The organism is Rhizobium sp. BT03 (genome assembly GCF_030053155.1).
Lineage (GTDB): Bacteria > Pseudomonadota > Alphaproteobacteria > Rhizobiales > Rhizobiaceae > Rhizobium.
Genome location: NZ_CP125642.1, coordinates 511,705 through 536,670 on the forward strand (window position 1 = coordinate 511,705; position 24,966 = coordinate 536,670).

General features: G+C 63.1%; 26 protein-coding genes. 10 read left to right on the forward strand and 16 right to left on the reverse strand.

The features are described 5' to 3' along the window. Positions 1–47: 47 nt before the first annotated feature. The 3 genes from kdpA to QMO80_RS27140 form a co-directional block, all read right to left on the reverse strand. Positions 48–1,751, reverse strand: a complete 1,704-nt coding sequence (gene kdpA, locus QMO80_RS27130) for a potassium-transporting ATPase subunit KdpA (RefSeq protein ID WP_283200966.1) — start codon at positions 1,749–1,751, stop codon at positions 48–50. A gap of 66 nt (positions 1,752–1,817) precedes the next feature. Beyond that, entirely contained in the window at positions 1,818–1,907 is a 90-nt protein-coding gene (locus QMO80_RS27135; protein ID WP_003547774.1) for a K(+)-transporting ATPase subunit F, read from the reverse strand. A 372-nt stretch (positions 1,908–2,279) separates the two neighbouring features. Next, positions 2,280–2,642: a copper resistance protein CopC gene (locus QMO80_RS27140; RefSeq protein WP_283200967.1), complete on the reverse strand. Its 363-nt coding sequence runs from the start codon at positions 2,640–2,642 to the stop codon at positions 2,280–2,282. 295 nt (positions 2,643–2,937) lie between these two features. Here QMO80_RS27140 and QMO80_RS27145 point away from each other — a divergent pair, with 295 nt between their 5' ends. Further along, positions 2,938–3,063 (forward strand): hypothetical protein, encoded by a 126-nt coding sequence (locus QMO80_RS27145; RefSeq protein ID WP_283200968.1) that lies wholly within the window; start codon positions 2,938–2,940, stop codon positions 3,061–3,063. A gap of 77 nt (positions 3,064–3,140) precedes the next feature. Continuing rightward, entirely contained in the window at positions 3,141–4,184 is a 1,044-nt protein-coding gene (locus QMO80_RS27150) for an NAD(P)-dependent alcohol dehydrogenase (protein WP_283200969.1), read from the forward strand. 15 nt (positions 4,185–4,199) lie between these two features. Here the strand turns inward: QMO80_RS27150 and QMO80_RS27155 are convergent, their stop codons facing one another. The 4 genes from QMO80_RS27155 to QMO80_RS27170 all read right to left on the reverse strand — a co-directional run bounded on the left by QMO80_RS27155 (position 4,200) and on the right by QMO80_RS27170 (position 7,907). Beyond that, positions 4,200–4,769: a DedA family protein gene (locus tag QMO80_RS27155; protein WP_283200970.1), complete on the reverse strand. Its 570-nt coding sequence runs from the start codon at positions 4,767–4,769 to the stop codon at positions 4,200–4,202. 33 nt (positions 4,770–4,802) lie between these two features. Beyond that, the gene (locus tag QMO80_RS27160; RefSeq protein WP_283200971.1) at positions 4,803–6,170 is read right to left on the reverse strand and encodes an FAD-containing oxidoreductase; all 1,368 of its coding nucleotides are present in this window, start codon (positions 6,168–6,170) and stop codon (positions 4,803–4,805) included. Further along, on the reverse strand, positions 6,167–6,628 hold the full coding sequence (locus QMO80_RS27165; RefSeq protein WP_283200972.1) for a DUF4126 domain-containing protein: 462 nt from the start codon (positions 6,626–6,628) through the stop codon (positions 6,167–6,169). Before QMO80_RS27165 ends, QMO80_RS27160 begins: the two co-directional genes overlap by 4 nt. Positions 6,629–6,719: 91 nt before the next feature. After that, a complete protein-coding gene (locus QMO80_RS27170; protein ID WP_283200973.1) occupies positions 6,720–7,907 on the reverse strand; it encodes an acyl-CoA dehydrogenase in 1,188 nt (395 codons plus the stop codon). A 175-nt stretch (positions 7,908–8,082) separates the two neighbouring features. On the opposite strand from QMO80_RS27170, the gene QMO80_RS27175 reads away from it, so the two are divergent. After that, the gene (locus QMO80_RS27175) at positions 8,083–8,421 is read left to right on the forward strand and encodes a cupin domain-containing protein (RefSeq protein ID WP_283200974.1); all 339 of its coding nucleotides are present in this window, start codon (positions 8,083–8,085) and stop codon (positions 8,419–8,421) included. On the opposite strand, the gene QMO80_RS27180 is transcribed toward QMO80_RS27175, so the two are convergent. After that, positions 8,422–9,375: a LysR family transcriptional regulator gene (locus QMO80_RS27180; RefSeq protein ID WP_283200975.1), complete on the reverse strand. Its 954-nt coding sequence runs from the start codon at positions 9,373–9,375 to the stop codon at positions 8,422–8,424. It lies immediately after the preceding gene. A 175-nt stretch (positions 9,376–9,550) separates the two neighbouring features. Between QMO80_RS27180 and QMO80_RS27185 the strand changes: the two genes are divergently transcribed. From QMO80_RS27185 to mmsB, 7 genes are all read left to right on the forward strand, one after another. After that, a complete protein-coding gene (locus tag QMO80_RS27185) occupies positions 9,551–10,756 on the forward strand; it encodes an ABC transporter substrate-binding protein (protein ID WP_049735732.1) in 1,206 nt (401 codons plus the stop codon). Positions 10,757–10,761: 5 nt separating this feature from the next. Then, on the forward strand, positions 10,762–11,544 hold the full coding sequence (locus QMO80_RS27190) for an ABC transporter ATP-binding protein (protein ID WP_283200976.1): 783 nt from the start codon (positions 10,762–10,764) through the stop codon (positions 11,542–11,544). Continuing rightward, entirely contained in the window at positions 11,544–12,245 is a 702-nt protein-coding gene (locus tag QMO80_RS27195; RefSeq protein ID WP_283200977.1) for an ABC transporter ATP-binding protein, read from the forward strand. The genes QMO80_RS27190 and QMO80_RS27195 overlap by 1 nt, the downstream gene beginning before the upstream one ends. A gap of 247 nt (positions 12,246–12,492) precedes the next feature. Then, positions 12,493–13,380, forward strand: a complete 888-nt coding sequence (locus QMO80_RS27200; RefSeq protein WP_003553893.1) for a branched-chain amino acid ABC transporter permease — start codon at positions 12,493–12,495, stop codon at positions 13,378–13,380. Position 13,381: 1 nt separating this feature from the next. Continuing rightward, positions 13,382–14,371, forward strand: coding sequence for a branched-chain amino acid ABC transporter permease (locus QMO80_RS27205; protein WP_283200978.1), 990 nt, complete (start codon positions 13,382–13,384; stop codon positions 14,369–14,371). A 66-nt stretch (positions 14,372–14,437) separates the two neighbouring features. Next, entirely contained in the window at positions 14,438–16,033 is a 1,596-nt protein-coding gene (locus tag QMO80_RS27210) for a GMC family oxidoreductase (RefSeq protein WP_283200979.1), read from the forward strand. A gap of 9 nt (positions 16,034–16,042) precedes the next feature. Beyond that, positions 16,043–16,924 (forward strand): 3-hydroxyisobutyrate dehydrogenase, encoded by an 882-nt coding sequence (gene mmsB, locus QMO80_RS27215; RefSeq protein ID WP_283200980.1) that lies wholly within the window; start codon positions 16,043–16,045, stop codon positions 16,922–16,924. A gap of 8 nt (positions 16,925–16,932) precedes the next feature. On the opposite strand, the gene QMO80_RS27220 is transcribed toward mmsB, so the two are convergent. The 8 genes from QMO80_RS27220 to rhaS all read right to left on the reverse strand — a co-directional run bounded on the left by QMO80_RS27220 (position 16,933) and on the right by rhaS (position 24,965). Further along, positions 16,933–17,712 (reverse strand): ABC transporter ATP-binding protein, encoded by a 780-nt coding sequence (locus QMO80_RS27220; RefSeq protein WP_283200981.1) that lies wholly within the window; start codon positions 17,710–17,712, stop codon positions 16,933–16,935. A 101-nt stretch (positions 17,713–17,813) separates the two neighbouring features. Further along, positions 17,814–18,572 (reverse strand): fumarylacetoacetate hydrolase family protein, encoded by a 759-nt coding sequence (locus QMO80_RS27225; protein WP_283200982.1) that lies wholly within the window; start codon positions 18,570–18,572, stop codon positions 17,814–17,816. A gap of 89 nt (positions 18,573–18,661) precedes the next feature. Beyond that, positions 18,662–20,041, reverse strand: a complete 1,380-nt coding sequence (locus QMO80_RS27230) for an FGGY-family carbohydrate kinase (protein ID WP_283200983.1) — start codon at positions 20,039–20,041, stop codon at positions 18,662–18,664. Next, positions 20,038–20,358: an L-rhamnose mutarotase gene (rhaM, locus tag QMO80_RS27235; protein WP_010068510.1), complete on the reverse strand. Its 321-nt coding sequence runs from the start codon at positions 20,356–20,358 to the stop codon at positions 20,038–20,040. Before rhaM ends, QMO80_RS27230 begins: the two co-directional genes overlap by 4 nt. Next, positions 20,355–21,365 carry an ABC transporter permease gene (locus QMO80_RS27240; protein WP_064823589.1) on the reverse strand — a complete coding sequence of 337 codons (1,011 nt, stop codon included), beginning with the start codon at positions 21,363–21,365 and terminating at the stop codon, positions 20,355–20,357. The genes rhaM and QMO80_RS27240 overlap by 4 nt, the downstream gene beginning before the upstream one ends. Further along, positions 21,362–22,351: an ABC transporter permease gene (locus tag QMO80_RS27245; RefSeq protein WP_210632311.1), complete on the reverse strand. Its 990-nt coding sequence runs from the start codon at positions 22,349–22,351 to the stop codon at positions 21,362–21,364. Before QMO80_RS27245 ends, QMO80_RS27240 begins: the two co-directional genes overlap by 4 nt. 10 nt (positions 22,352–22,361) lie before the next feature. Beyond that, entirely contained in the window at positions 22,362–23,897 is a 1,536-nt protein-coding gene (locus QMO80_RS27250) for a sugar ABC transporter ATP-binding protein (protein WP_283200984.1), read from the reverse strand. A gap of 72 nt (positions 23,898–23,969) precedes the next feature. Then, on the reverse strand, positions 23,970–24,965 hold the full coding sequence (gene rhaS / locus QMO80_RS27255) for a rhamnose ABC transporter substrate-binding protein (RefSeq protein ID WP_283200985.1): 996 nt from the start codon (positions 24,963–24,965) through the stop codon (positions 23,970–23,972). Between the last annotated feature and the right edge of the window lies 1 nt (position 24,966).

Genomic DNA, 24,966 nt, shown 5'->3' on the forward strand with positions numbered 1-24,966 from the left:
GAAAGAGGATGGCGAAGGACCCCGGCGATGCAGGGGCGGGCATCGCCTCAAAAGGTTTGTCCGGCAATCGCGACCAGGTGCTCGACGATGGGGCCTAACGCCAGCGCCGGGAAGAAGGTCAGGCCGCCGACGATCAGGATGGTGCCGACGAGCAGGCCGACGAAGAGCGGGCCGTCGGTGGGGAAGGTGCCTGCCGAGGCCGGGACCGTCTTCTTGGCGATCAGCGAGCCGGCGATGGCAAGTGCCGGGATGATGACCAGGAAGCGGCCGGCGAGCATGCCGATGGCGAGCGTCACGTTGTACCAGGGCGTATTGCCCGTCAGGCCGCCGAAGGCCGAGCCGTTATTGGCCGCAGCTGAGGTATAGGCATAGAGGATTTCGGAGAAGCCGTGCGGGCCGGCCGTTCCCACCGAAGCGACGGCAGACGGCAGCACCGTGGCGATTGCGGTGAAAACCAGCATGGCGAGCGGCAGGCAGAGGATGGCGAGAACGGCCATCTTCATTTCCTTCGCCTCGATTTTCTTGCCGAGATATTCCGGCGTGCGGCCGACCATCAGGCCGGCGACGAAAACGGCGACGATGATGAACAGCAGGATGCCGTAAAAGCCGGCGCCGACCCCGCCGACGATGATTTCGCCGAGCTGCATGTTGATCAGCGGAATGAGGCCGCCGAGCGCGGTGAAACTGCCATGCATGGCATTGACCGCGCCGCAGGAGGCCGCCGTGGTGATGACCGCAAAGAGCGAGGACAGGGCGACGCCGAAGCGGACTTCCTTGCCTTCCATGTTGCCGCCGCCGAGACCGAAGGCGTGCATCAGCGGGTTGCCGGCCGCTTCAGCCCAATAGGTGATGCCGACACCGACGATGAAGAGAATGCCCATCGTGGCCAAGATCGCCCAGCCCTGGCGCTGATTGCCGACCATGCGGCCGAAGACGTTGGTCAGCGCCGCGCCGATCGCGAAGATCGAAACCATCTGGATGAGGTTGGAGATCGCATCGGGATTTTCGAACGGATGGGCGGAGTTGGCGTTGAAGAAGCCGCCGCCATTGGTGCCGAGCATCTTGATCGCAAGCTGCGAGGCGACGGGGCCGACGGCGATCGTCTGCTGCGCGCCTTCGAGCGTCGTCGCGTTGACATAGGGGCCGAGCGTCTGCGGTACGCCGAGATAGACGAAGACGATGGTCAGCACGATTGAGATCGGCAGCAGGATATAGAGCGTGCCGCGGATCATATCGACCCAGAAATTGCCGATCGCCTTGCCCGACGCGCGCGCGAAGGCGCGGATGAAGGCAACCGCGATCGCCATGCCTGTTGCGGCCGAAAGGAAGTTCTGGACGGTGAAGCCGGCCATCTGGGTCAGATAGGACATGGTGCTTTCACCGCCGTAATTCTGCCAGTTCGTATTTGTGGGGAAGCTGACGGCGGTGTTGAAGGAAAGCTCGGGAGGAACGGCGGCCATGCCGGCCGGATTATAGGGAAGGACGTCCTGCAGCCGCATCAGCGCATAAAGGACGAGCACACCCAGCAGATTGAACATCAGCATGGCGAAGGCATAGGAGGTCCAATGCTGCTCTTCGCTTTCGCCGGTGCCGGCGAGACGATAGAGTCCCCGCTCCAGGGGAACGAGGACCGGCGACAGGAGCGTGCGCTCGCCGTTGTAGACACGCGTCATATAGCCGCCGAGCGGTTTGACGAGCGCGAGGACGATCCCGCAATAAAGCAGGATCTGAAGCCATCCGTTGAGGGTCATGGAGGTAAACTTTCAATACCCGCTGCTTCTCGGTCGCATGCGCGACCTCAGAAGCCTCGGCATTTTTTAAAAGCGTTCTGGGCGAAGCAGAGCGTAGGTGAGGTAGACGGTGAGAAACACGGTCACGGCACCGCTCAAGACGTAGTCGAGGGTCATCGTCGTTTCTCCTGTCAAAGCCTGTCGCAGGCCCTGGTGTAGGCAAAGCACAGCGCGAAAAATAGGATCGCGGTGCCAAGCAGAATGATATCCATCATGATCGTGACTCCTGTTGTTCTTGTTGGAGTCAGACAAGACAAAGGGCGCCGCAGGGCCGCCTTTCATGCTTTCTGGCGTGGAGATGATCGGTCGATCTCTCGGGCTTCAATATGCAGCCGGAGGCCATAAAGGTTCGAGACGGCCGGAGGGCCGTCAATATAAAAATCTTATAAATGCTTTTCAGCGAGCCTTTAGTTTTTACGCATGTCGTTGCGGCAAAAGCGCTTCGCGCTTTGCCTGGCAAAACCGCTGCACACTTTTGCGCGACATGCTCTAAGGATCGACTCGGAACCGGTATTGGCCTTCGGCGCTGCGGCCGTCCATCGAGAGGACGCGCCAGTCGACGGTGTAAAGGCCGGGCGCCATGGCAGGATCAAGTGGAATCTTGAAGATCGATCCCTCGGGACCGGAGAGAAACGGCTTGCCCGTGGGAAGCGCCGTACCCTGAGCATCCATCAGCACGGCCGTCGAACGGGCAAGATCGACCGGGCCGGTGAAGGTGAGTTCGAGGTTGGCCGGCGCCAGCCTGACTTCCTGCTCCTGCGGCGGAAGAGAGGCTTGTTCCAGGGCCGCAGACGCCTCACTTGCGGTGAAGAGAAGGGAGACGAACAGACAGAATGACGCGATCGACTTCATGATGGTCTTCCTTATCGTGCCGACCCGCATGTGCCCGGAGCCGTCATGCTTCCGTGACGCCATGCCGACGCATTATTAATAACGCGGTGGGGGAGGATTTCGATCCCTAGTTTTTGCGATAACGCGCGCCGGCCGCGGCCGGGGACCTTTCGGCAGCGCGGCGATCAGATCCACAAGCCGCTGCCAGAATTGCCGGATTGACCTTGATATCGTCGGGCCGGAAGACCGATTTCCGCCGGCATTGTCGTGATCGTTCTTCATCGCTCTCTGCCTGTCCTCATGGCCGGGATCTCGAATGGAAAATGTACTCTCCGATGGCCGCGGCTGGAATCATACGGAGGTCTTGGAAGGCAAATCTTTCGGATTATGGAAAATGGGCATTTCATCATATGTTGAGCAAAAGCTTGATCTCAACGATTGAACTGCCGCGCCTTACAGTCTTATAGTCGCTTCAACGGCACGCGATGAACCGCGGGGCAATAGGGAAGGAAACCGATCATGACCAAAGTCCGTGCGCTGGTGCTGGAGCGCCAGCATGAGCTTGCGCTTCGCGATATCGATCTGCCGCTCGAAACCGGTCCCGGCGAGGTGAAAATCAGGATCCACACAGTCGGTGTCTGCGGTTCCGATGTCCATTATTATACCCACGGCAAGATCGGTCCTTTCGTTGTCAACGCGCCGATGGTGCTCGGCCATGAGGCGGCGGGCACGGTGGTCGAGGTCGGGGCCGGGGTGACGCATCTGAACGTCGGCGATCGCGTCTGCATGGAGCCCGGCATTCCCGATCCGAATTCCAAGGCAAGCCGGCTCGGCATGTATAATATCGACCCGGCCGTGACCTTCTGGGCGACGCCGCCGATCCACGGCGTGCTGACGCCTGAGGTCGTGCACCCCGCCAATTATACTTTCAAGCTGCCCGACAATGTCAGCTTTGCCGAAGGCGCGATGGTCGAGCCCTTCGCCGTCGGCATGCAGGCGGCCAGCAAAGCCAAGATTACACCCGGCGATACCGCCGTCGTCCTCGGCGCCGGGCCGATCGGCACGATGGTGGCGATCGCCGCTCTTGCCGGCGGCTGCGCCCGGGCGATCGTCGCCGATCTCGCCCAGCCGAAGCTCGATATCGCCGCGCAATATCAGGGCGTCATTCCGGTCAATATCCGCGAGACGAACCTGAGTGAAGAAGTGGCCAGGTTGACGGACGGCTGGGGCGCCGATGTCGTCTTCGAATGCTCCGGTTCGCCGAGGGCCTGGGAGACGATCATGGCGCTGCCGCGCCCGGGCGGCGTCATCGTCGCCGTCGGCCTGCCGGTCAACCCTGTTGGTTTCGACGTCTCCACGGCCTCGACCAAGGAGATCCGCATCGAGACGGTGTTCCGCTACGCGCACCAATATGAGCGCTCGATCGCGCTGTTGGCATCGGGCCGCGTCGACCTGAAGCCGCTGATATCCGAGACCTTCACATTCGCGGATTCGATCAAGGCGTTCGATCGCGCCGTCGAGGCGCGGCCGAGCGACGTCAAGCTGCAGATCGTGATGGAGTAGAGTGCCGCGCCACTTCTATGAGTGCCTGGCGCTCGGTCTCATCTTGCGAAAGGCAAGGGCCGCGGCCGCGACGACAGCCGCGGCTCCGATGGCCACCAGCAGATGCCGGTGAAGGGAAAGGTGGCCCAATATCTGCTCGATGCCGTGCCCGAACAAATAGCCGAGCGCGGTGAAAAGCTGCCCCCAGACCAGCGCGGCTGCGGCGTTCAAGACGACGAATTTTCCGGTCGGTATCCGCGTTGTTCCGATGACGATAGGGCTGATCGTCCGCAACCCGACCAGGAAACGAAAGGCAAGGATGAAGCCTGTCGGATATTTTTCCAGAAGTTCGGCAACGCGGGCGAGCGCCGGCTTTTCCATCAGCCGCCGGACGAGGCTCCAGCGGGAGGCGTAACGACCGGCGAGGAACCACAGCTGATCGCCGGCGAAAGATCCGGCCGTGGCCGCGAGCGACGCCGACCAATAGGGCAGCAGTCCGCGGTGGGAAATCACGCCGCCGAGGAAGGCGGCCGTTTCGCCTTCGAAGGCGGCGCCCAGAAAGATCGCCAGCAGGCCGTAATTTTCGATCAGCAGTTCGATGGACACGCGGGTTCGCCTCCAGCTCTTCCCGAGGTCACGTCACGGCTGAACCGGCTTCAGATCGCCAAGCAGCGTCGGGATCAGCTCCGACACCGTCGGATGGATCGGCACCGACCATTGCAATGCCGGATAGGTCGTGCCCGCATTCATCGCATCGATAAGCCCATGGATCACCTCGTCGCCCTCGATGCCCAATATCGCCGCGCCGAGGATCTGCTTGGTCTCGGCGTCGGCAATCACCTTCATGAAGCCCTTGGTCTCGCCGCGTTCGTTGGCGCGGCCGACGCGGCTCATCGGCCGGGTCGAGACCGTGATCCTGCGCCCCGACTCCCGCGCCTGCTTCTCCGTCATGCCGACGCGGCCGAGCGGCGGGTCGATATAGAGCGCATAGGCCGGGATGCGGCTCGAAACTTTGCGGTCGTCGCCGTCGAGCAGATTGGCGGCGGTGATTTCGAAATCATTGTAGGAAGTGTGGGTGAAGGCGCCGTGGCCGTTGCAGTCGCCGAGCGCCCAGATGCCCTCGACATTGGTGGCGAGCCCGTCGTCGACCGTGATGAAGCCGCGCTTGTCGGTGGTAACGCCTGCGGCATCGAGGCCGAGATCGTCGGTGTTCGGTTTGCGGCCGGTGGCGATCAGCACATGGCTCGCATCGATCGTCGCCGAGCCGGCGGTAACGCTCACGCCGCTGCCGTTGCTGGCGAAGGCGATGTTATCGGCGTCGGTGTGGACGCCGATGCCTTCCGAACGCAGGATGTCGGCGATCACGTCCGATATATCCTCGTCCTCGCGCGATGCGAGCTTCGGCCCGTGTTCGATGACGCTGACCTCGGCGCCGAAGCGGCGATACATCTGCGCGAATTCCAGCCCGATATAACTGCCGCCGATTACAGCCAGATGCCGCGGCAGCGTGTCGAGATGGATGATCGAGGTGCTGGTGAGGTAATCGATATCGCCGATGCCAGGCAGATCGGGGATAACAGGCCGCGCGCCGACATTGAGGAAGATGCGCGGCGCGGTCAGCGTTTCGCCATTGACGCTGACGGTCTTCGGATCCTCGAAACGGGCATGGCCGTAGATGACGCTCATGCCGGCCATGCCGGTGAGCCAGCCGATCAGGCCGTTGCGGGCATTCATCGTCACGGTTTCGGCCCGGGCTCTCACCACCTTCATGTCGACGGCGATCTCGCCGGGGATCTTGACGCCGTAGGCGGCGCCGTTCCTCGCGACATGGGCGGCGCGGGCGCTGGCGACCAGCGTCTTCGTCGGCATGCAGCCGGCATTGACGCAGGTGCCGCCGAGGAACTTGCGCTCGATCAGCGCCACTTTCATGCCCTTGTCGACCATGCGGGCGGCAAGCGACGGGCCGGCCTGGCCGGCGCCGATGACGATGGCGTCGAAGCTCTTCATGACACGGCCCCCACGATCAGCACCGCGCCGATGACGGCGACGGCATCCTCGATGAGAGCGGCCGGCAGGTCCCTGCCGAAGGAGGCGGCGAGCCTACCGCGGATGGCAGCACCACCATAGGTGCCGATGACGGCGCCGATCACGCCGGCGATCAGTCCGCCGAAGAGCAGGCTGCTGGCGGCCCCGATCGCAGCACCCGACAGCGCCCCCGAGACGATACGGGCACCGAATTGCATCGGCACCTTGCGCGACGGCGTCGATGGCAGCTGGTCGGCGACCAGCTCGGTGACCGCGAGGATGGTGAAAATCCACGGCGTCCATCGGTAACCCATGAAGGCAAGCGGCGTCTGCGAGACATCGAACCAGCCGAGGGCCGCGCCCCAGGCGACGGCGGCCGGCGCCGTCATGGTGCGAAGGCCGGAGATGACACCGATCAGCAATGCAAGAAGCAGAAACATGCGCGATCCCCCTCATTGCCGGCGCCGTGCCGCGAGAGGGAAGGTTGCATATTGTCAGGCGCGTGGCAATTCGCCTTGCCGCGCCGGGAGTTTAGTTCGCGAAGGCGGCGATGCCGGTGATCGCCCGGCCGATGATCAGCGCGTGGATGTCGTGCGTGCCCTCATAGGTGTTGACCACTTCGAGGTTGACGAGATGGCGGGCGATGCCGAATTCGTCGGAGATGCCGTTGCCGCCGAGCATGTCGCGGGACGCCCTCGCGATCTCCAGCGCCTTGCCACAGCTGTTGCGCTTGAGGATCGAGGTCAGCTCCACCGGCGGATGGCCTTCCTCCTTCATGCGGCCGAGCCGCAGGCAGCCCTGGAGGCCGAGCGAGATTTCCGCCGCCATGTCGGCGAGCTTCTTCTGGATCAGCTGGTTGGCGGCGAGCGGCCGGCCGAACTGCTTGCGCTCCAGCGTGTATTGCCGTGCCCTGGCATAACAATCCTCGGCAGCCCCGAGCGCGCCCCAGGCGATGCCGAAACGGGCCGAGTTGAGGCAAGTGAACGGCCCCTTGAGGCCGGTGACGCCGGGCAAAAGATTTTCCTCGGGCACGAAGACCCCGTCCATCACCACTTCGCCGGTGATCGAGGCGCGCAATCCCACCTTGCCGTGGATGGCCGGCGCCGAAAGCCCCTTCCAGCCCTTTTCGAGGATGAAGCCGCGAATGAGCCCATCCTCGGTCTTGGCCCAGACGACGAAGACATCGGCGATCGGCGCGTTCGAGATCCAGGTCTTCGAGCCGGTCAGGCTGTAGCCGCCGTCGACTTTCTTGGCGCGGGTCGCCATCGAGCCGGGATCGGAGCCATGATCGGGTTCGGTGAGGCCGAAGCAGCCGATCCATTCGCCGGTGGCGAGTTTCGGCAGGTATTTCAGCTTCTGCGCCTCAGACCCGAAGGTGTCGATCGGCACCATGACCAGCGACGACTGCACGCTCATCATCGACCGATAGCCGCTGTCGACCCGCTCGACCTCGCGGGCGATCAGGCCGTAAGCGGTATAGCCGAGGCCGGCGCCACCGTAATCGGGGGAGATCGTCGGGCCGAGCAGGCCGAGTTCGCCCATTTCGCGGAAGATTTCGGGATCGGTCTTTTCGTTGCGGAAGGCGTCGAGAACGCGGGGCGCAAGCTTCTCCTGGGCATAGGCATGGGCCGTATCCTGCACCATGCGCTCCTCGTCGGTGAGCTGCTCCGACAGCCGGAACGGGTCGGCCCAGTCGAAAACCTCGCGCGTATGCTGCATGTCGGCGTCTCCTCACCCTAGACTTCAGGCTTGCCTCGCTCAAGGTCGCATAGACCCGCCAGCCGACCGCGTCAACAGAAGGCGGCCCTATCGAAAAGACCGGGCGCGCCATCTTTTCAAACGCGTCTCCATGCTCCACTTTGCCGGCGATCGATTCTGGAACGAGGAGACGGAAATGTCGTCAAGCGATCTGTTCGTATCGGCCGAAGGCGCCGAATGGGTCAATCCCGAGCCCGGCGTTACCAGGCGCATCATGGCTTATCTGCCCGAGATGATGATGGTGGAAGTGGCCTTCGAGAGCGGCGCCGTCGGTGCGGCGCATTCGCATCCGCATATCCAGGCAAGTTATGTCGCCGAGGGCAGCTTCGAAGTGACGATCGACGGGCGCACCGAGGTGCTCAAGCAGGGCGGCAGCTTCATCGTGCCGCCCAATCTCGTCCACGGCGTCAAGGCGCTGGAAAAGGGCCGGCTGATCGACACATTCACCCCGCACCGGGCCGAATTTCTCAAATAGTCAGGGTTCGGCTTCCGATCGGCGCACCGGGCCGGCCGGCGTGACATAGGGCGGCACGAAGCGCGCGTCCTCGCCGCGCACCGCCTCGCGCAGGAAGTCGATGACGGCGCGCACGCGCGGCGCCTGTTTCAGGTCGCGGTGGCAGGTGATCCAGTACTGGCGCTTGAGGTCGATCTCCGCGGGCAGCACCCGCACCAGCTCGGGATAACGGCTGGCGAAAAAATAGGGCGGGATGCAGAGGCCGAGGCCGTTTCGGGTGGCGGTCAGCTGGGCGAAGATGCTGGAGCTCTGGAACTGCGGCTTGATGCGCGGATGCACATCGCTGAGATAATCCAGCCCCGGCGCGAAAATCATCTCCTCGATATAGCTGACGAAGGGATGCTCAAGCAGGTCCTCGCGGCGGGTGATCGCGGGCGCCTTTGCCAGATAGTCGCGCGAGCCGTAGATCTGCAGATGATAATCGGTCAGTTTCTCGGCGAAATAAGGCCCGCCCTTCGGCTCGTCGAGCACGACGGAAAGATCGGCCTCCTTGCGCGACAGCGACATGATCTGCTGGATCGTCACCAGCTCGAGTGCCAGATGCGGATGCTGGGCGGCAAACCGGTGCAGCACGGTCGCGAAGAAGAAATTGGCAAAACCCTCCGGCGCGCTGAGACGTACGAGGCCGCGCTGCGCCATCGAGCCGTCGGCGAGGTCGGCGCGCAGCCGTTCTGTCTCCTGCTCCATCCGTTCGGCCGTCTCGACGAAACGCGTGCCCATGGCGGTCAGCACATAGCCGCGCGGATTGCGCTCGAAGAGCTTGACCTTGAGGGTGAATTCCAGCCGGTCGATGCGCCGCGAAACGGTGGCATGGCTGGAGCGCAGCTGCCGGGCCGCCGTCGAAAGCTGTCCGGTGCGGGCGACGGCTAGAAAAAACTGAAGATCGTCCCAAGTAAACTGCGGCGGATTGTTCATGGCGATCCCCATCTGTTCAAAAACGAACAGATACTGTTTGGAATTAGTTGTAAACCACCCGTTGCTTCAACGCGGAATTTCCGTGATCGTAAGGAGAGGGTCCGCCGTTCTGAGGAGTGCGGCTGGCCAAATCTGAACAGAACCGCAATCTGGCTCATCTCTGGGAGGAGAGAATATGCGTAAGAATCTCATTGCTTCAGTTGCATTTCTGCTGGCGAGCAGCACGGCGGTGCTCGCGCAGAGCGCGACCGACGGCAAGGTCAAGATCGGCATCCTGAACGACCAGTCGGGCGTCTATGCCGATTTCGGCGGCAAGTCCTCCGTCGAGGCGGCCAAGATGGCGGTCGAGGATTTCGGCGGCAAGGTGCTTGATGTGCCGATCGAGATCGTCGATGCCGACCACCAGAACAAGCCGGATATCGCCTCCAATATCGCCCGCCAATGGTATGACACCGAGCAGGTGGATGCGATCATGGAACTGACGACCTCTTCGGTGGCGCTCGCCGTGCAGGCGATCGCCAAGGAAAAGAAGAAGATCGACATCGTCACCGGCGCTGCGACGACGGATCTGACCGGCAAGGCCTGCTCGCCCTACGGCTTCCATTGGGCCTACGACACCCATGCGCTTGCCGTCGGCACCGGCGGCGCGCTGGTCAAGCAGGGCGGCGACAGCTGGTTCTTCCTGACCGCCGACTATGCTTTCGGTTATTCGCTGGAGCAGCAGACCAGTGACTACGTCAAGGCGAGCGGCGGCACGGTCGTCGGCGCCGTCCGTCATCCGCTGTCGACCCAGGACTTCTCGTCCTTCCTGCTGCAGGCGCAATCCTCAGGCGCCAAGGTGATCGGCCTTGCCAATGCCGGCCTCGACACCTCGAACGCCATCAAGCAGGCGGCCGAATTCGGCATCACCCAGGGCGGCCAGCATCTGGCGGCGCTGCTCTTCACGCTCGCCGAAGTTCACGGTCTCGGCCTTGAGGCGGCTCAAGGGTTGACGCTGACCGAAGGCTATTACTGGAACCGCGACGACGAAAGCCGCGCCTTCGCCAAGAAATTCTTCGCCCGCACCGGCAAGATGCCGAACATGATCCATACCGGCACCTATTCGGCGGTGACGCAATATCTGAAGGCGGTGCAGAAGGCCGGCACCGACGAGACGGAAGCCGTCGCCAAACAGCTGCATGAAATGCCGGTCGACGACGTCTTCGGCCGCGGCGGCACGGTCGGCGCCAATGGCCGTATGATCCACGACATGTATCTGCTGCAGGTCAAGAAGCCGGCCGACAGCAAGGAGCCGTGGGACTATTTCAACGTTCTCGCCACCATTCCCGGCAAGGAAGCCTATATCGACCCCGCCAAGAGCGGCTGCGATCTGGTGAAGTGAGCGCAATGGCGGTTTCCGCGATTGAAACTAAGGAAAAACCGCGGGTGGTCTTATCCGCCCGCGGCCTGCGCCGTGATTTCGGCGGCTTCACCGCCGTCAAGAACGTCGATCTCGACGTGTATGATGCCAGCGTGCATGCGCTGATCGGCCCGAACGGCGCCGGCAAGACGACGGTCTTCAACCTGCTGACCAAGTTCCTGCAGCCGACATCGGGCACGATCACGCTGATGGGCACCGATATCACCGGAACGCCGCCCGACAGGGTGGCGCGCATGGGGCTGGTGCGCTCCTTCCAGATCTCGGCGGTCTTCCCGCATTTGAGCGTTTTCGACAATGTGCGCGTGGCGCTGCAGCGGCCGAACAATCTTTCCACCCAGTTCTGGCGGCCGCTCTCGGCGCTCGACCGGCTGAACGAGCGCGCCGAGCAGCTGCTCGCCAGCGTCGGGCTTTCCAAGGAGCGCGATCATATCGCCGCCGATCTCTCCTATGGCCGCAAGCGGGTGCTGGAGATCGCCACCACGCTGGCGCTCGATCCGAAGGTGCTGCTGCTCGACGAGCCGATGGCCGGCATGGGGCTTGAGGATGTCGGCGTCGTCTCGGCGATCATCCGCGATGTCGCCCGTGACCGGGCGGTGCTGATGGTCGAGCACAATCTCTCCGTCGTCGCCAATATCTGCCAGCATGTCACCGTGCTGCAGCGCGGCGAGATCCTTGCCGAGGGCGATTATGCCACTGTCAGCCAGGACGAGCGCGTGCGCGTCGCCTATATGGGCACGGAGGAGCATTGATGGCCGCTCTCCTCGAAATTCAGGGATTGAACGCCTGGTACGGCGAAAGCCATGTCCTGCACGGCGTCGACATGCGGGTGGCCGAAGGCGAGACGATCACCATTCTCGGCCGCAACGGCGTCGGCAAGACGACGACGCTGCGCACCATCACCGGCATCGTGCGGGCCCGCAAGGGCAGGATCAGCTTTGCCGGCAGCGACATGATGCAGGTGCCGCTGCACAAGACGGCGCATCGCGGCATCGGCTTCGTGCCGGAGGAGCGCGGCATCTTCTCGACGCTCACCGTGTCGGAAAACCTGCTGCTGCCGCCTGTCGTGGCGAAGGGCGGCATGACGCTCGACGAGATCTACGAGCTCTTCCCCAATCTCTACGAACGCCGCGGCAGCCCCGGCACCAAACTCTCAGGCGGCGAGCAGCAGATGCTGGCGATCGCCCGGATCCTGCGCACCGGTGTGCGGCTGCTCATTCTCGACGAACCGACGGAGGGGCTTGCCCCCGTCATCGTCCAGCGCATCGGTGAGGTGCTGCAGACGCTGAAAGGACGCGGCATGACGATCCTGCTCGTCGAGCAGAACTTCCGCTTCGCCAGCCGTATTGCCGATCGCTTCTATCTGATGGATCATGGGCAGATGGTGTCGGAATTCCCGATCGGCGAACTGCCGCAGCGCATGGATACGCTGCACAAGGTTCTGGGGGTTTAGGTATGATGATGACCTTCGGATATGCTTCCGGGATATTGGGCGTCAACATCTCCTCCCTCATTCCTGTGCTCGGGCGCGACCCGAGCGATGTCACAGGAATCCAGCCGGCCCAAGTCTTTGGGCCGAAACGATTCCTTCGCGCCGCAGACGCGGCGCTGCTGGATTCCTGTGACGAGCACAGGAATGAGGGAAACGTAGAGGGCCGCGGATGGCCGGCCTTCGATCTTCATCTCGGGAGTGTGACCAGATGACGATGATCTTCGGCATTCCCCTACAGGCGCTGCTCGGCCAGCTGTTGATCGGGTTGATCAATGGCTCGTTCTATGCGCTGCTCAGCCTCGGCCTCGCCATCATCTTCGGCCTGCTCAGGGTGATCAACTTCGCCCATGGCGCGCAATATATGCTCGGCGCCTTCGTCGCCTATCTGCTGCTGACCTATGCCGGCATCGGCTACTGGCCGTCGCTGATCCTGGCGCCCGTCATCGTCGGCCTTGCCGGCGCGATCATCGAGCGGCTGTTCCTGCGCCGGCTCTACGATCTCGATCCGCTCTACGGCCTGCTCTTCACCTTCGGGCTGGCGCTCGCCGTGGAAGGCACCTTCCGCTATCTCTACGGCTCGTCCGGCCAGCCCTATGCGACGCCGGCAGCCCTTGCCGGCGGGGCCAACCTCGGCTTCATGTTCCTGCCGATCTATCGCGGCTGGGTGGTCGTCGTCTCGCTCGTCGTCTGCCTCGGCACATGGCTGCTGATCGAAAAGACCAAGCTCGGCGCCTATCTGCGCGCCGCCACCGAAAACGCCGTGCTGGTGCAGGTCTTCGGCGTCAACGTGCCGGTGCTGCTGACGCTGACCTATGCCCTCGGCGCTGGTCTTGCCGCCTTTGCCGGCGTGCTGGCAGCGCCGATCTACCAGGTCTCGCCGCTGATGGGCTCGAATATGATCATCGTCGTCTTCGCCGTGGTCGTCGTCGGCGGCATGGGATCGATCATGGGCGCGATCATCACCGGTTATGTGCTGGGCATCGCCGAGGGCCTGACCAAGGTCTTCTATCCCGAGGCCTCCAACATCGTGATCTTCGTCATCATGGCGATCGTGCTTCTCATCAGGCCCGCGGGCCTCTTCGGCCGGGATGCTTGACATGGCTGACATCACCGACACCATTCGAACGGAAAAAAGCCGGACCGCCCTTTCGGTGCAGGCAGCCTTCCTCGCCATCGGGCTGTTGCTGCTGCTGCTTGCGCCCTTCTTCTTCTATCCGATCTTCCTGATGAAGCTGCTCTGCTTCGCGCTTTTTGCCTGCGCCTTCAACCTGCTGCTCGGCTATACCGGCCTCTTGTCCTTCGGCCATGCCACCTTCTTCGGCGGCGCAGCCTATTTCACCGCCTATACCGTGAAATCATGGGGCCTGCCGCCGGAGCTCGGCATTCTGATCGGCGTGGCGGGTGCGGCCTTACTCGGCCTCGTCATGGGTTTCTTCGCCATCCGCCGCCAGGGCATCTATTTCGCGATGATCACGCTGGCGCTGTCGCAGATGTTCTTCTTCTTCTGCCTGCAGGCGGAGTTCACCGAGGGCGAGGATGGCATCCAGTCGGTGCCGCGCGGCCATCTCTTCGGCTTCATCGATCTGAACAGCTCGACCAACATGTATTATTTCGTGCTGGCCGTTTTCCTCGTTGGGATCTTGATCATCTGGCGCTTCATCAATTCGCCTTTCGGCATGATCCTGAAGTCGATCCGCGAAAACGAGCAGAGGGCGATCTCGCTCGGCTATTCCGTCGCGCGCTACAAGCTCGGCGCTTTCGTCATGTCGGCAGCACTGGCCGGGCTCGCGGGCGCGGTCAAATCGATCGTCTTCCAGTTCGCGACGCTGACCGACGTCGCCTGGCAGATGTCGGGCGAAGTGATCCTGATGACGCTGCTCGGCGGCATCGGCACGCTGATCGGTCCGCTCTTCGGCGCCGGGCTGGTGGTGGCGCTGGAAAACTACCTCGCCACCTCGGAATTCCCGGTGACGATCATCACCGGCATCGTCTTCATGGTCTGCGTGCTGATCTTTCGCCGCGGCATCATCGGCGAATTCTACGCTTCGCGGCTGGGGCGGAAGCTGGGCTTCGTCTATCGCCGCTGAACGGGCGAACCTCTTCCCGTCCGCGGGGAGGGGAAGCGGCAAGCATCTGGAGTTCGTGCAGGGCACATGGATCGTTACGACTATATCATCATCGGGGCGGGGAGTGCCGGCTGCGTGCTTGCCAACCGGCTGTCGGCCGATGGCAGGAGCCGGGTGCTGCTGCTGGAGGCCGGCGGCAGCGACAATTATCACTGGATCCATATTCCGGTCGGCTATCTCTATTGCATCAACAATCCGCGCACCGACTGGTGTTTCACCACGGCGCCGGAAGCCGGACTGAACGGCCGGGCGCTGAGTTATCCCCGCGGCAAGGTGCTCGGCGGCTGCTCGTCGATCAACGGCATGATCTATATGCGCGGCCAGGCGCGCGATTACGATCTCTGGCGGCAGATGGGCTGCAGCGGCTGGGGCTGGGACGATGTTCTGCCCTTCTTCCGCAGATCCGAGGATTTTTATCGCGGCGAAGACGAGATGCATGGCGCCGGTGGCGAATGGCGCATCGAGAAGGCGCGCGTGCGCTGGGCCGTGCTCGATGCCTTCCAGCAGGCGGCGAGAGAGGCCGGCATTCCGGAGACGGCGGATTTCAACCGGGGCAGCAACGAAGGCTCCGGCTATTTCGACGTCAACCAGCGGTCCGGCATTCGCTGGAACACCTCGAAGGCCTTTCTGCGCCCAGCAATGAAGCGCGCCAACCTGACCGTTTTGACCAAGGCGCAGGTCCGCCGACTGCTGCTGGAGGAGGGCACTGTTGCCGGCGTCGAGTTCCAGCACGATGGTGTTGCCAAGCGCGCCTATGCGGCTAGGGAAACCATCCTTTCCGCCGGCTCGATCGGCTCGCCGCATATTCTGGAACTGTCCGGCATCGGCAGAGGCGAGGTGTTGCGCCGGGCGGGCGTCGACGTTCTTGCCGAGGTGAAGGGCGTCGGCGAGAACCTGCAGGACCATCTGCAATTGCGCCTGGCCTACAAGGTGACGGGCGTTCCGACATTGAACGAGAAGGCGACGAAGCTGATCGGCAAGGCGGCAATCGGGCTCGAATATCTCGTCCGCCGCTCCGGGCCGATGGCGATGGCGCCGAGCCAGCTCGGCATCTTCACCCGCTCGGGACCGGACCGAGAGACGCCGGACCTGCAATATCATGTGCAGCCGGTCTCGCTGGAGAAGTTCGGCGACCCCGTCCATCCTTTCCCGGCGATCACCGCGAGCGTCTGCAATCTGAGGCCGGAAAGCCGCGGTTCCGTGCACCTGTCGAGCCCGGATTTCGCCGCCCAGCCGACGATCAGCCCAAAGTACCTCTCGACGCAGCGCGATCGTGACATAGCTGTCCGTTCGATACGGTTGACGCGCAAGATCGTCGCGCAGCCTTCCTTCGCCCGGTTCCGGCCCGAGGAGTTCAAACCGGGCCCGAGCTATCAGACCGAAGCCGATCTGGAGCGGGCGGCGGGCGAGATCGGCACGACGATCTTCCATCCCGTCGGCACTTGCCGCATGGGCGCCGACAGGGAGAGCGTCGTCGATCCCCGGCTGAGGTTCCGGGCGCTCGGCAAGCTCAGGATCGCCGACGCTTCGGTGATGCCGTCGATCACCTCGGGCAACACCAATTCACCGACCATCATGATCGCCGAAAAGGCTGCCGCGATGATCCTTGAAGACAATCGATAGGAGAAGACCATGGCAAGGATCGCATTCATCGGATTGGGCAACATGGGCGGGCCGATGGCGGCCAATCTCGTCAAATCAGGTCACGAAGTCCTTGGCTTCGATCTCGCCGCTCCCGTGCTGAAGGCGGCCGAGGCGAGCGGCGTCAAGCCGGCAAGCCATGCCAGCCAGGCGGTCAAGGACGCTCACATCGTCATCACGATGCTGCCGCAGGGCAGGCACGTGCTGACGGCCTGGACCGATATCCTGCAGACCGCGGCGCAGGACACGCTGGTCATCGATTGCTCGACAATCGATGTCGACAGCAGCCGCAAGGCGCATGAGATGGCCAAGGCCGCAAGCTGCCTGTCGCTCGACGCGCCCGTCTCCGGCGGCACCGGTGGGGCGACTGCCGGCACCCTGACCTTCATGGCCGGCGGCTCGGACGAAGCCTTCGCCCGGGCGAAACCGATCCTCGAGGCGATGGGCAAGAAGATCGTCCATTGCGGCGAGGCCGGCGCCGGCCAGGCGGCGAAGATCTGCAACAACATGATCCTCGGCATTTCGATGGTCGGCGTCTGTGAGGCCTTCGTGCTTGCCGAAAAACTCGGCCTCTCGCACCAGGCGCTGTTCGACGTCGCCTCGACCTCATCCGGCCAATGCTGGGCGATCAATACCTATTGCCCGGTGCCCGGACCGGTGCCGACCTCGCCGGCCAACAACGGCTACAAGCCCGGTTTCGCCGCGGCCCTGATGCTGAAGGATTTGAGACTCTCGCAGGAGGCGGCGCTGGCGAGCGGTGCGTCGACGCCGATGGGGGCGGAGGCGGCGCAGCTTTTTGCCCTCTTCGAAAAACAGGGCAACGGCGGACGGGATTTCTCCGCCATCATCGAGATGTTCCGCGAGAAGACGTGAGCGACGACCTATAAGAGATAGCTGACCGGCTCGTTTCGAACCGGATGGGGAAAGACGCCCATGCCGACGCCGAAAATCGATTGCAGTGTCTCCGCCCGCATGATCTCGGTGGGCGTGCCTTCGGCGGTGATCCGGCCGCGGTTGAGCGCGACGATCGCATCGCAATAACGCGCGGCGAGATTGATGTCGTGCAGCACGATGACGACGGTCAGGCCGCGTTCATGGCTGAGCTCCTTGACCAGCGAGAGGACGCTTGCCTGATGAGCAAGGTCGAGCGCCGATGTCGGTTCGTCGAGCAGCAGGCAGCGGGCGTCCTGAGCGAGCATCATGGCGATCCAGGCGCGCTGGCGCTCGCCGCCGGACATGTTGGCGACGAGCCGATCGGCAAAATCCTCGAGCTCGGTGCGGACGATCGCCTCCTCGACCTTGTTGCGATCGGTAGGGGTGAAGCGGCCGAGCGTGCCGTGCCAGGGGAAACGGCCGAGCGCCACCAGTTCGCGCACGATCATCCCGTCGGTCGCCGGCGTGAATTGCGGCATGTAGGCGACGTGCCGGGCAAATTCCCGGGCACCCCAATCACCCGCCGGCTTGCCGTTGAAGGCGATGGCGCCGGACTTCGGCGCGGTCTGGCGGGCGATGATCTTCAAAAGCGTGCTTTTGCCGGAGCCGTTCGGGCCGACCAGACCGTAGATGCGGCCCTGCTCGAGCGTCAGATCGATGCCATGCAGGACGGATTTTTGTCCGATGGCATGCTCGATTGCCGACAGGGCAAGGAAGGGTGAAGGCATGATCTGCTCCGGGTTCGGTGTCGCACGGGGAGGGCGAGCCCTCCCTTTCCCTGCAAAACTAAACCGGGATTGTCAACTTACGCTTTCTGCTCGGCTTCAAATCAGCCCTTCGAAACCGAGAAACGGAGTTGGCTGTCCCCGAAGAGGATATCGATCTCGCCGGGCTCGGTCAGTTCGATCGCGCCGCTCAACGTGCCTGTGGTGAGCAACGCGCCTGCCTTCAGCGATGTCTCGGGGCGCAGACCGTCATTGGCGTAATCGACAAGCCAGGTGAGAACGTCGCCCTTTGGATGCTGCGCCGGACCGTCATAGATCGTGCGGCCGGCATGGGTGACCTTGAGCGGCGTGCCGCCGGCGGTATCGACAGCGCTTTTGTCGAGCTTCGGGCCAAGCACATAGCCGCTATTGCCGAGGCGGTCTGATGTAAACAGCAGAAAGGAGACGCTGCCACCTTCCTTGACGGCGCTGACCAGCAGCTCGGCGCCGAGATGGACGGCGGCGATCGCCTCGACGACCTCGGCGCGGCTATAGGGAGTGCCGGTGCGGATCGGCAGGTCCCTGCCGAGACGCACGGCGATCTCGGTCTCGAATTTCAGGCCCGGATACCAGGAGATGCTGGCGCCGGCGGCGGCTTCGGCATAGGGATGCAGCGGACCGGTGACCGCCTGACCCTCCGGCGAGACCGTCACCTTCCAGCCATTGCTGGAAATGCCGTCGGCCGCGCTCAGGAAATTCTGCGCCTCCATCGCCTGATGCAGATCGGCCGGCAGTGCGAAACTGCCGGTTTCTTCCTGCCCGCCGGCCTGGCGCAGGCTGTGAAGCCTGGCTGCGAGCCCGCGTGGATCGAATGCCTCTGTCATGCTGTCTCCTCGACTTGGTTTTCGAGGGGCACACTAACCGCAAGGCAGGAGCGAGCAAGACCGTTCTTGGGCCGTCTTTGGAAAAGCTCTTATTCCATCGCCGCGTACCAGCGATCGCGATAGACGGAAAGCCCCGCGATCTCGGACGGCGGAACATGCGTCTCGGCGCCGGATACCGGCCGGATGCCGGTGAGAAGGGCAGCACCCTGGCTTGTGCCGGTCGTGCCGGGAAGGGCCAGGACCTCGCGGCCAATGAGCGCCGCAAGCAGCTTCAGATAGGTCTCGTTGAGCGCAAAGGGACCCTCGACGATAGCCGGGCCTTTGGCGCCGGTCAGTCCGAGGCAGGCATCGGTCATCAAAGCGAGATAGAGGCAGGCGGCGGCATGACGCTCCTCGCGGCTTGCCTCGTCGGCGCCGATCCAGCGGCTTGCCTTTCCAGGGAAGGGCCCGGAGCCGGGGGCAATGTTGGGCAGCAGCATCAAGCCCTTTTCGACGACCGGACCGATCGCTGCCTGGGCGGCCTTTTCATCGACAGGGCCGATCTCGGCCGAAAGGAGTTCGAATTCCCGCCCGCCCATGAAACGCGAGGAGGGAACGGTCCGGCCATAGGCGTCGACATTGGCGAGCGCATCGCGTTCGGCATCGAGATGGTCGAGATCGCCGCCGACGCCGAAATTGATGACCCAGGTGCCGGTGGAGACGACAGCGAAGGGGGCGGCCCGATGGACCAGATGCGGCAGCAGCGAGGCATTGGAATCGTGAATGCCGCAATAGACCGGCACCGGTGCGTCAAGGCCGAGCGTGACGGCGATCTCGGGCAGGACCGGGCCGAGCGCATCGAAGGCCGAACGGATCGGTGCCATCAGGCCGCGAATGCCGAGCCTGTCGACCAGCGAGGAATAGTCTGATGTTTTCGGGTTCCAGAGGTCGGTGTGGCAGCCGAGCGAGGTCAGCTCATTGGCGGCGACACCGGTCAGCCGCGCCGTCCAGTATTGCGCATAGGTGAGGATGGTCGCCACCTTAGCGAATTCCTCGGGAAAGGCGCTCTTCTGGTAGTGCAGCTGCGCGCCGACATTAAGCCCCATTGCAAGGCGCGGCGAGAAGGTTTCGCCGAAGGAAGGACGCAAGGCCGTATAGGCATTGCGGATCGCTTCTGGGTATTCATGCTCGTAGTCGATCACGGGCATGGCGAGCGCACCGGCCCGGTCGAGCAGCGCGGCTGCGGCGCCATGGGTGGTGATCGAGATGGCGTCGAAGCCGGGTTCCCGCGCAAGGCTCTTCAGCGCGTCGAGGGCGAAGGACCACAGAGCTTCGATATCATAATGCGGGTAGGGGCCGGTCTTGATCGTGATGTTCGGCCGTTTCAGGACAGCGATCTCGGCGCCTGTCCCGCTGTCGAGCACGACGACCTTGGCATTGGTCTTGCCGATGTCGAGAACGGCGATGCGACGATAGGAATTGGCGGTCATGGCATATGGAAGAGGGTGACGAGGTCGCTTTGAACCGGCGAATTATCCGGATTGGTCGCCATGATATCAGCCATGTGTGCCCACCATTTTTTCATGACGGGATGCTCCGGCAGGCTCGCCATCGTGTGACCGGCAGGCCGCGTCAGCACGCCGAACAGCGTGTTGGTGTCGCGGTCGAGATGGATGGAATAGTCGCTGGCGCCCGACTGATGCAGGAGATCGACCAGCTCAGGCCAGATTTCGTCATGCCGCTTGCGGTATTCAGCTTCCATGCCGGGATTGAGCTGCATCTTGAAGGCGTGTTTTTCCAAGGTCATCGGGAGCTCATGAGCTTGATGCGACGGGCGATGATCGGGATCGCGATGGTGATGATGAGCAGCAGGCCGATGAAGATCGACATGACGATGCCGGGCACGTTCAAGAGGCCGAGGCCGAAGGTGACGAGGCCCATGACGAAGGCGGCGATGACGACGCCGCCGATCGTGCCGGAGCCGCCGAGGATCGAGATGCCGCCGAGCACGACCATGGTGACGACTTCGAGCTCCCAGCCTTGCGCGATCGACGGCCGGGTCGAGCCGAGGCGCGAGGTCAGGCAGACGGCGGCAACACCGCTCATGACGCCGGTCAACAGGAAGAGGATGAATTTGACGCGCTCGACCGGGATGCCGGAGAAGCGGGCGGCGAAATCATTGTTGCCGATCGCATAGACCTGCCGGCCGAAATTCGTCGCGTGCAGCAGGATGGCGAAGGCGATCGCCAGCACGAAGAACAGCACGAATTCGAAGGAGAACACCCAGAACACGTAGCCCTGGCCGAAATAGGCGAAATCGGCAGGGTACTTGCCGTAGGCCTGGTCGCCGAGCACGATATAGGAAATGCCGCGGAACAGGCTCATCGTGCCGATGGTGACGACGATTGACGGCAATTTCAGCACCGAAACGAGCACGCCGTTGAAGATGCCGCAGGCAAGCCCGGTGCCGATGCCGATCAATACCAGGCCCGGCGTGCCGACGCCGAGTTGAGCCGCCGCCCCCATCGCCGTCGAGGCGAGCGCGATAATCGCGGCGACCGAGAGGTCGATTTCGCCCGAGATGACGAGCAGCGCCATGGCAAAGGCGATCATCGCCTTTTCGGTGAAGTTGAAGGTGGCGTCCGAGAGGTTCCAGGCATCGAGGAAATAGGGCGAGGCCACAGAATTGAAGATGAAGATCAGGACGGCGACACCGAAGAGCAGCACTTCCCAGCTCGACATGATGCGCTTGAACGGCGTGCCGAGCCGATCGGGAATGACCCGTTTTTCGGGTGTTGAGGAAACGGTGCTCATGCTGCGACCTCCGCTGCTGCGCGGTCACGCAGGATGATGCGGCCTCGATTGCGCTCGCGCCTTGCGTTGAAGACGACGGCGAGAATGATGACGGTGCCGGAGATCGCCATCTGCGTGAAAGGCGAAATGCCGATGACCGGCAGGGCGTTCTTGATGACGCCGAGGAACAGCGCGCCGAGCACGGTGCCGGCGACCGAGCCGACGCCGCCGGCAATCGAGATGCCGCCGATGACACAGGCCGCGACGCTGTCGAGCTCGAAGCCGTTGGCGATATCGACATAGGCAACCGCATAACGCGAAACCCAGAGATAGCTGGAAAGGCCGGCGAGTGCGCCCGAGAGCACGAAGGCCAGGAATTTCGTCCGGCCGGTATCGATGCCGGCATAGACGGCAGCCGTGGGATTGCCGCCGGTCGCATAGGCCGAGCGGCCGAACGGGCTGTAGCGCAGCAGCATATACATCAGCGCGACGATGATGATCGCAACCCAGCTCAGCACCGGCAGGCCGAGGATCGGCGTGCGGGGAACGGCCAGGAAGGTCGGCGTCATCTGATGGGCGTTCACCCAGGCGCCGCCCGAGAGCACGAAGGCCATGCCGCGATAGATGGTGAGCGTGCCGAGGGTCACGACGATCGGCGGGATTTCCAGGCGCCAGACGAGGAAGCCGTTGATAGTGCCGAGTGCGGCGCCGATCACGACCGCGGCGAGGATCAGCACGATCAGCGGCAGGCCCGGAAAGGCGGCATTCATCATCGCAATCGCCATGCCGGTAAAGGCGAGGTTTGCGGCAACCGAGAGGTCGATCGATTTGGTCAGGATAACAGTCATCTGGGCAAGGCCCAGAATGATCAGGATCGCTGTGTCGTTGAAGATGCCGGCGAGATTATCCGGTGTCGCGAAATCGGCCGCCCGCGTCGAGAAGATGCCAATCATCAGCACGATGATGGCAAAGAGCAGGGTTTCGCGTTTTCTGATCAGTTTGGCCATGCCCATTACCTCATGCATTTCCGGTCGCGGCGCGCACCAGCGCTTCCGGCGAAAGCTGATCGCGCTCGAAGAGCCCGGCCGACAGGCCTTCCTTCATGACCAGCACACGGTCCGACATGCCGATGATTTCAGGCAGTTCGGAAGAGATCATGATGATGGAGAGGCCCTCGGCCGCAAGCTCGCTGATGAAGCCGTGGACGGCAGCCTTCGAGCCGATGTCGATGCCCTTCGTGGGTTCATCGAGGATGATCACCTTCGGCATGGTGGCGAGCCACTTGCCGATGACGACCTTCTGCTGGTTGCCGCCCGACAGCGTGCCGACCGGCACGGAGAGGGCGGCGGCGCGCAGATCCAGTCGCTCGGCATATTTGCGGGCGAGCGCGAATTCTTCCGCCGCCTGCAGGAAGCCCTTGCGCGAGGTCCGCGTCAGCGACGGCAGCGTCATGTTCTGATAGATCGGCATCGGCAGCGCCAGGCCGTGGCGGCCGCGCTCTTCCGGCACATAGACGATGCCGGCTTTGATCGCATCATGCGGCGAGTTGATCGAAATCTCCCGGCCTTCGAGCGTCAGCCGGCCGGAGAGCGGCCGGGTGATGCCGAAGAGCGACTGTGCGAGTTCCGAGCGGCCGGCGCCGATCAGGCCGTAAATGCCGAGAATCTCGCCCTTTCGCAGGGTGAAGGAGATGTCGCGGAATTCGGTGCGGTGACTGTAGTTGCGGATCTCCAGCACCGGGCCGCCGATGGCGACATCGATCTTCGGAAAAGCGTTTTCGACGTCGCGGCCGACCATCATGCGGACGATCTCGTCCTGCGGCGTGTCCTTGAGTCGGCCCTGACCGATGGCGCGGCCGTCGCGGAACACGACGAAATCGTCGGCGATCTCGTAAACCTCGTCGAACTTGTGGCTGATGAAGAGGATCGCCTTGCCCTGTTCCTTCAGGCCGCGGACGATGCGGAAGAGATCGTCGATCTCCTTGCGGGAAAGGGCGGCGGTTGGCTCGTCCATGATGACGATGCGGGCCTCGATCGACAGAGCGCGGGCAATCGCCACCAGATGGCGCTGCGCAATGGAGAGGTCCTTGAGCCGGATCGTCGGATCGATATTGCTTTCAAGGGCGATGAGCAGCGCCTTCGAGCGGTTGTTCATCGCCTGCCAGTCGATGGTGCGCAGGCGGGTGCGCGGCGCGTGGCCGAGGAAGATGTTTTCGGCAACCGTCAGCTCATCGAAAAGCACGGTTTCCTGATGGATGGCGGTGACGCCGGCATCGATTGCCGCCTGGGCGCTGGCAAAACTCGTCGGCCGGCCGTCGACCAGGATCTCGCCTTCGTTCGGCCGGTAGATGCCGGTCAGGATCTTGACGAGCGTCGATTTACCGGCGCCGTTTTCGCCGATCAGCGCCGTCACTGTGCCGGGGTGGAGGGCGATGCTGACATTGTCGAGCGCCTTCACGCCCGGAAAGATCTGGGAGATGCCGCGCATTTCCAGAATGGCGGGCGCATCGCCGGTTTTGCTGTCCGTGACGGTTTGTTGGAAGGCGGCGTTCATCAGATTTCTACCAAATGTCGAAAGGGAAATCCCGGCGGCAAGGCCGCCGGGATCTTATTCGTCGGCTCCGGATCAGAAGACCTTGGAGAACTGGTCGATGTTCGAAGCGTTGTAGACGAAGGGGTCGGCCATGGCGGCTTCGCCATTGTCGCCAATCTTGATCTTGCCCATGCGGCCGGCTTCAATCTCGCTGCCCGGCTTGCCATCGGCATCACCCTTTGCCAGGTGATAAGCGATCTGCGTTGCAGAGTAGCCGAGGTCGATCGGGTTCCAGATGGCGAATTCCTTGGTGGCGCCCGACTTGATCGCGCCGGCCATTTCGGACGGCAGGCCGAGGCCGGTGACGTAGACCTTGCCGACAAGGCCCTTGTCTTCGACGACCTTGGAAGCGGCGAGAACGCCGACCGTCGTCGGAGCGACGATGACCTTGACGTTGGGGTTCGACTTCAAGAGGCCTTCGGCTTCACGATAGGACTTGTCCGAGAGGTCGTCGCCGTAAACTGTGGTGACGAGGTTGAGACCCGGGAAATCCTTCAGCTGCTTCTTCATCTGGTCGATCCAGATGTTCTGGTTGGTCGAGGTGGTCGTCGCCGACAGGATGGCGAAGTCACCCTTGCCGCCGTCGAGATGGTTTTTGACGAGCGTCAGGCACATCTTGCCGATCAGCTCGTTGGACGACGGGTTGAGCTGCAGGATGCGGCCTTCAGGTGCTACGCCGGAGTCCCAGGAGATGACCTTGATGCCGCGCTGGGCAGCCTTCTTCAGCGCCGGAACGAGCGCGTCCGGATCGTTGGCCGAGACGGCGATGGCGTCGACGCCCTGGGCGATCAGCGAGTTGATGACTTCGATCTGGCCTTCGGCCGTCGTCGACGTCGGACCGGTGTAGATCACCTCAACGCCGCCGAGTTCCTTGGCGGCTTCCTGAGCGCCCTTGTTGGCGGCGTCGAAGAAGCCGTTGCCGAGCGACTTCACGACGAGGCCGATCTTGATGTCCTTGGCACTGGCGGTGCCGGCCATCATGGCGACGGCGAGCGCGACGCCGAGCGCAAGTGTCTTTGCGAGTTTCATG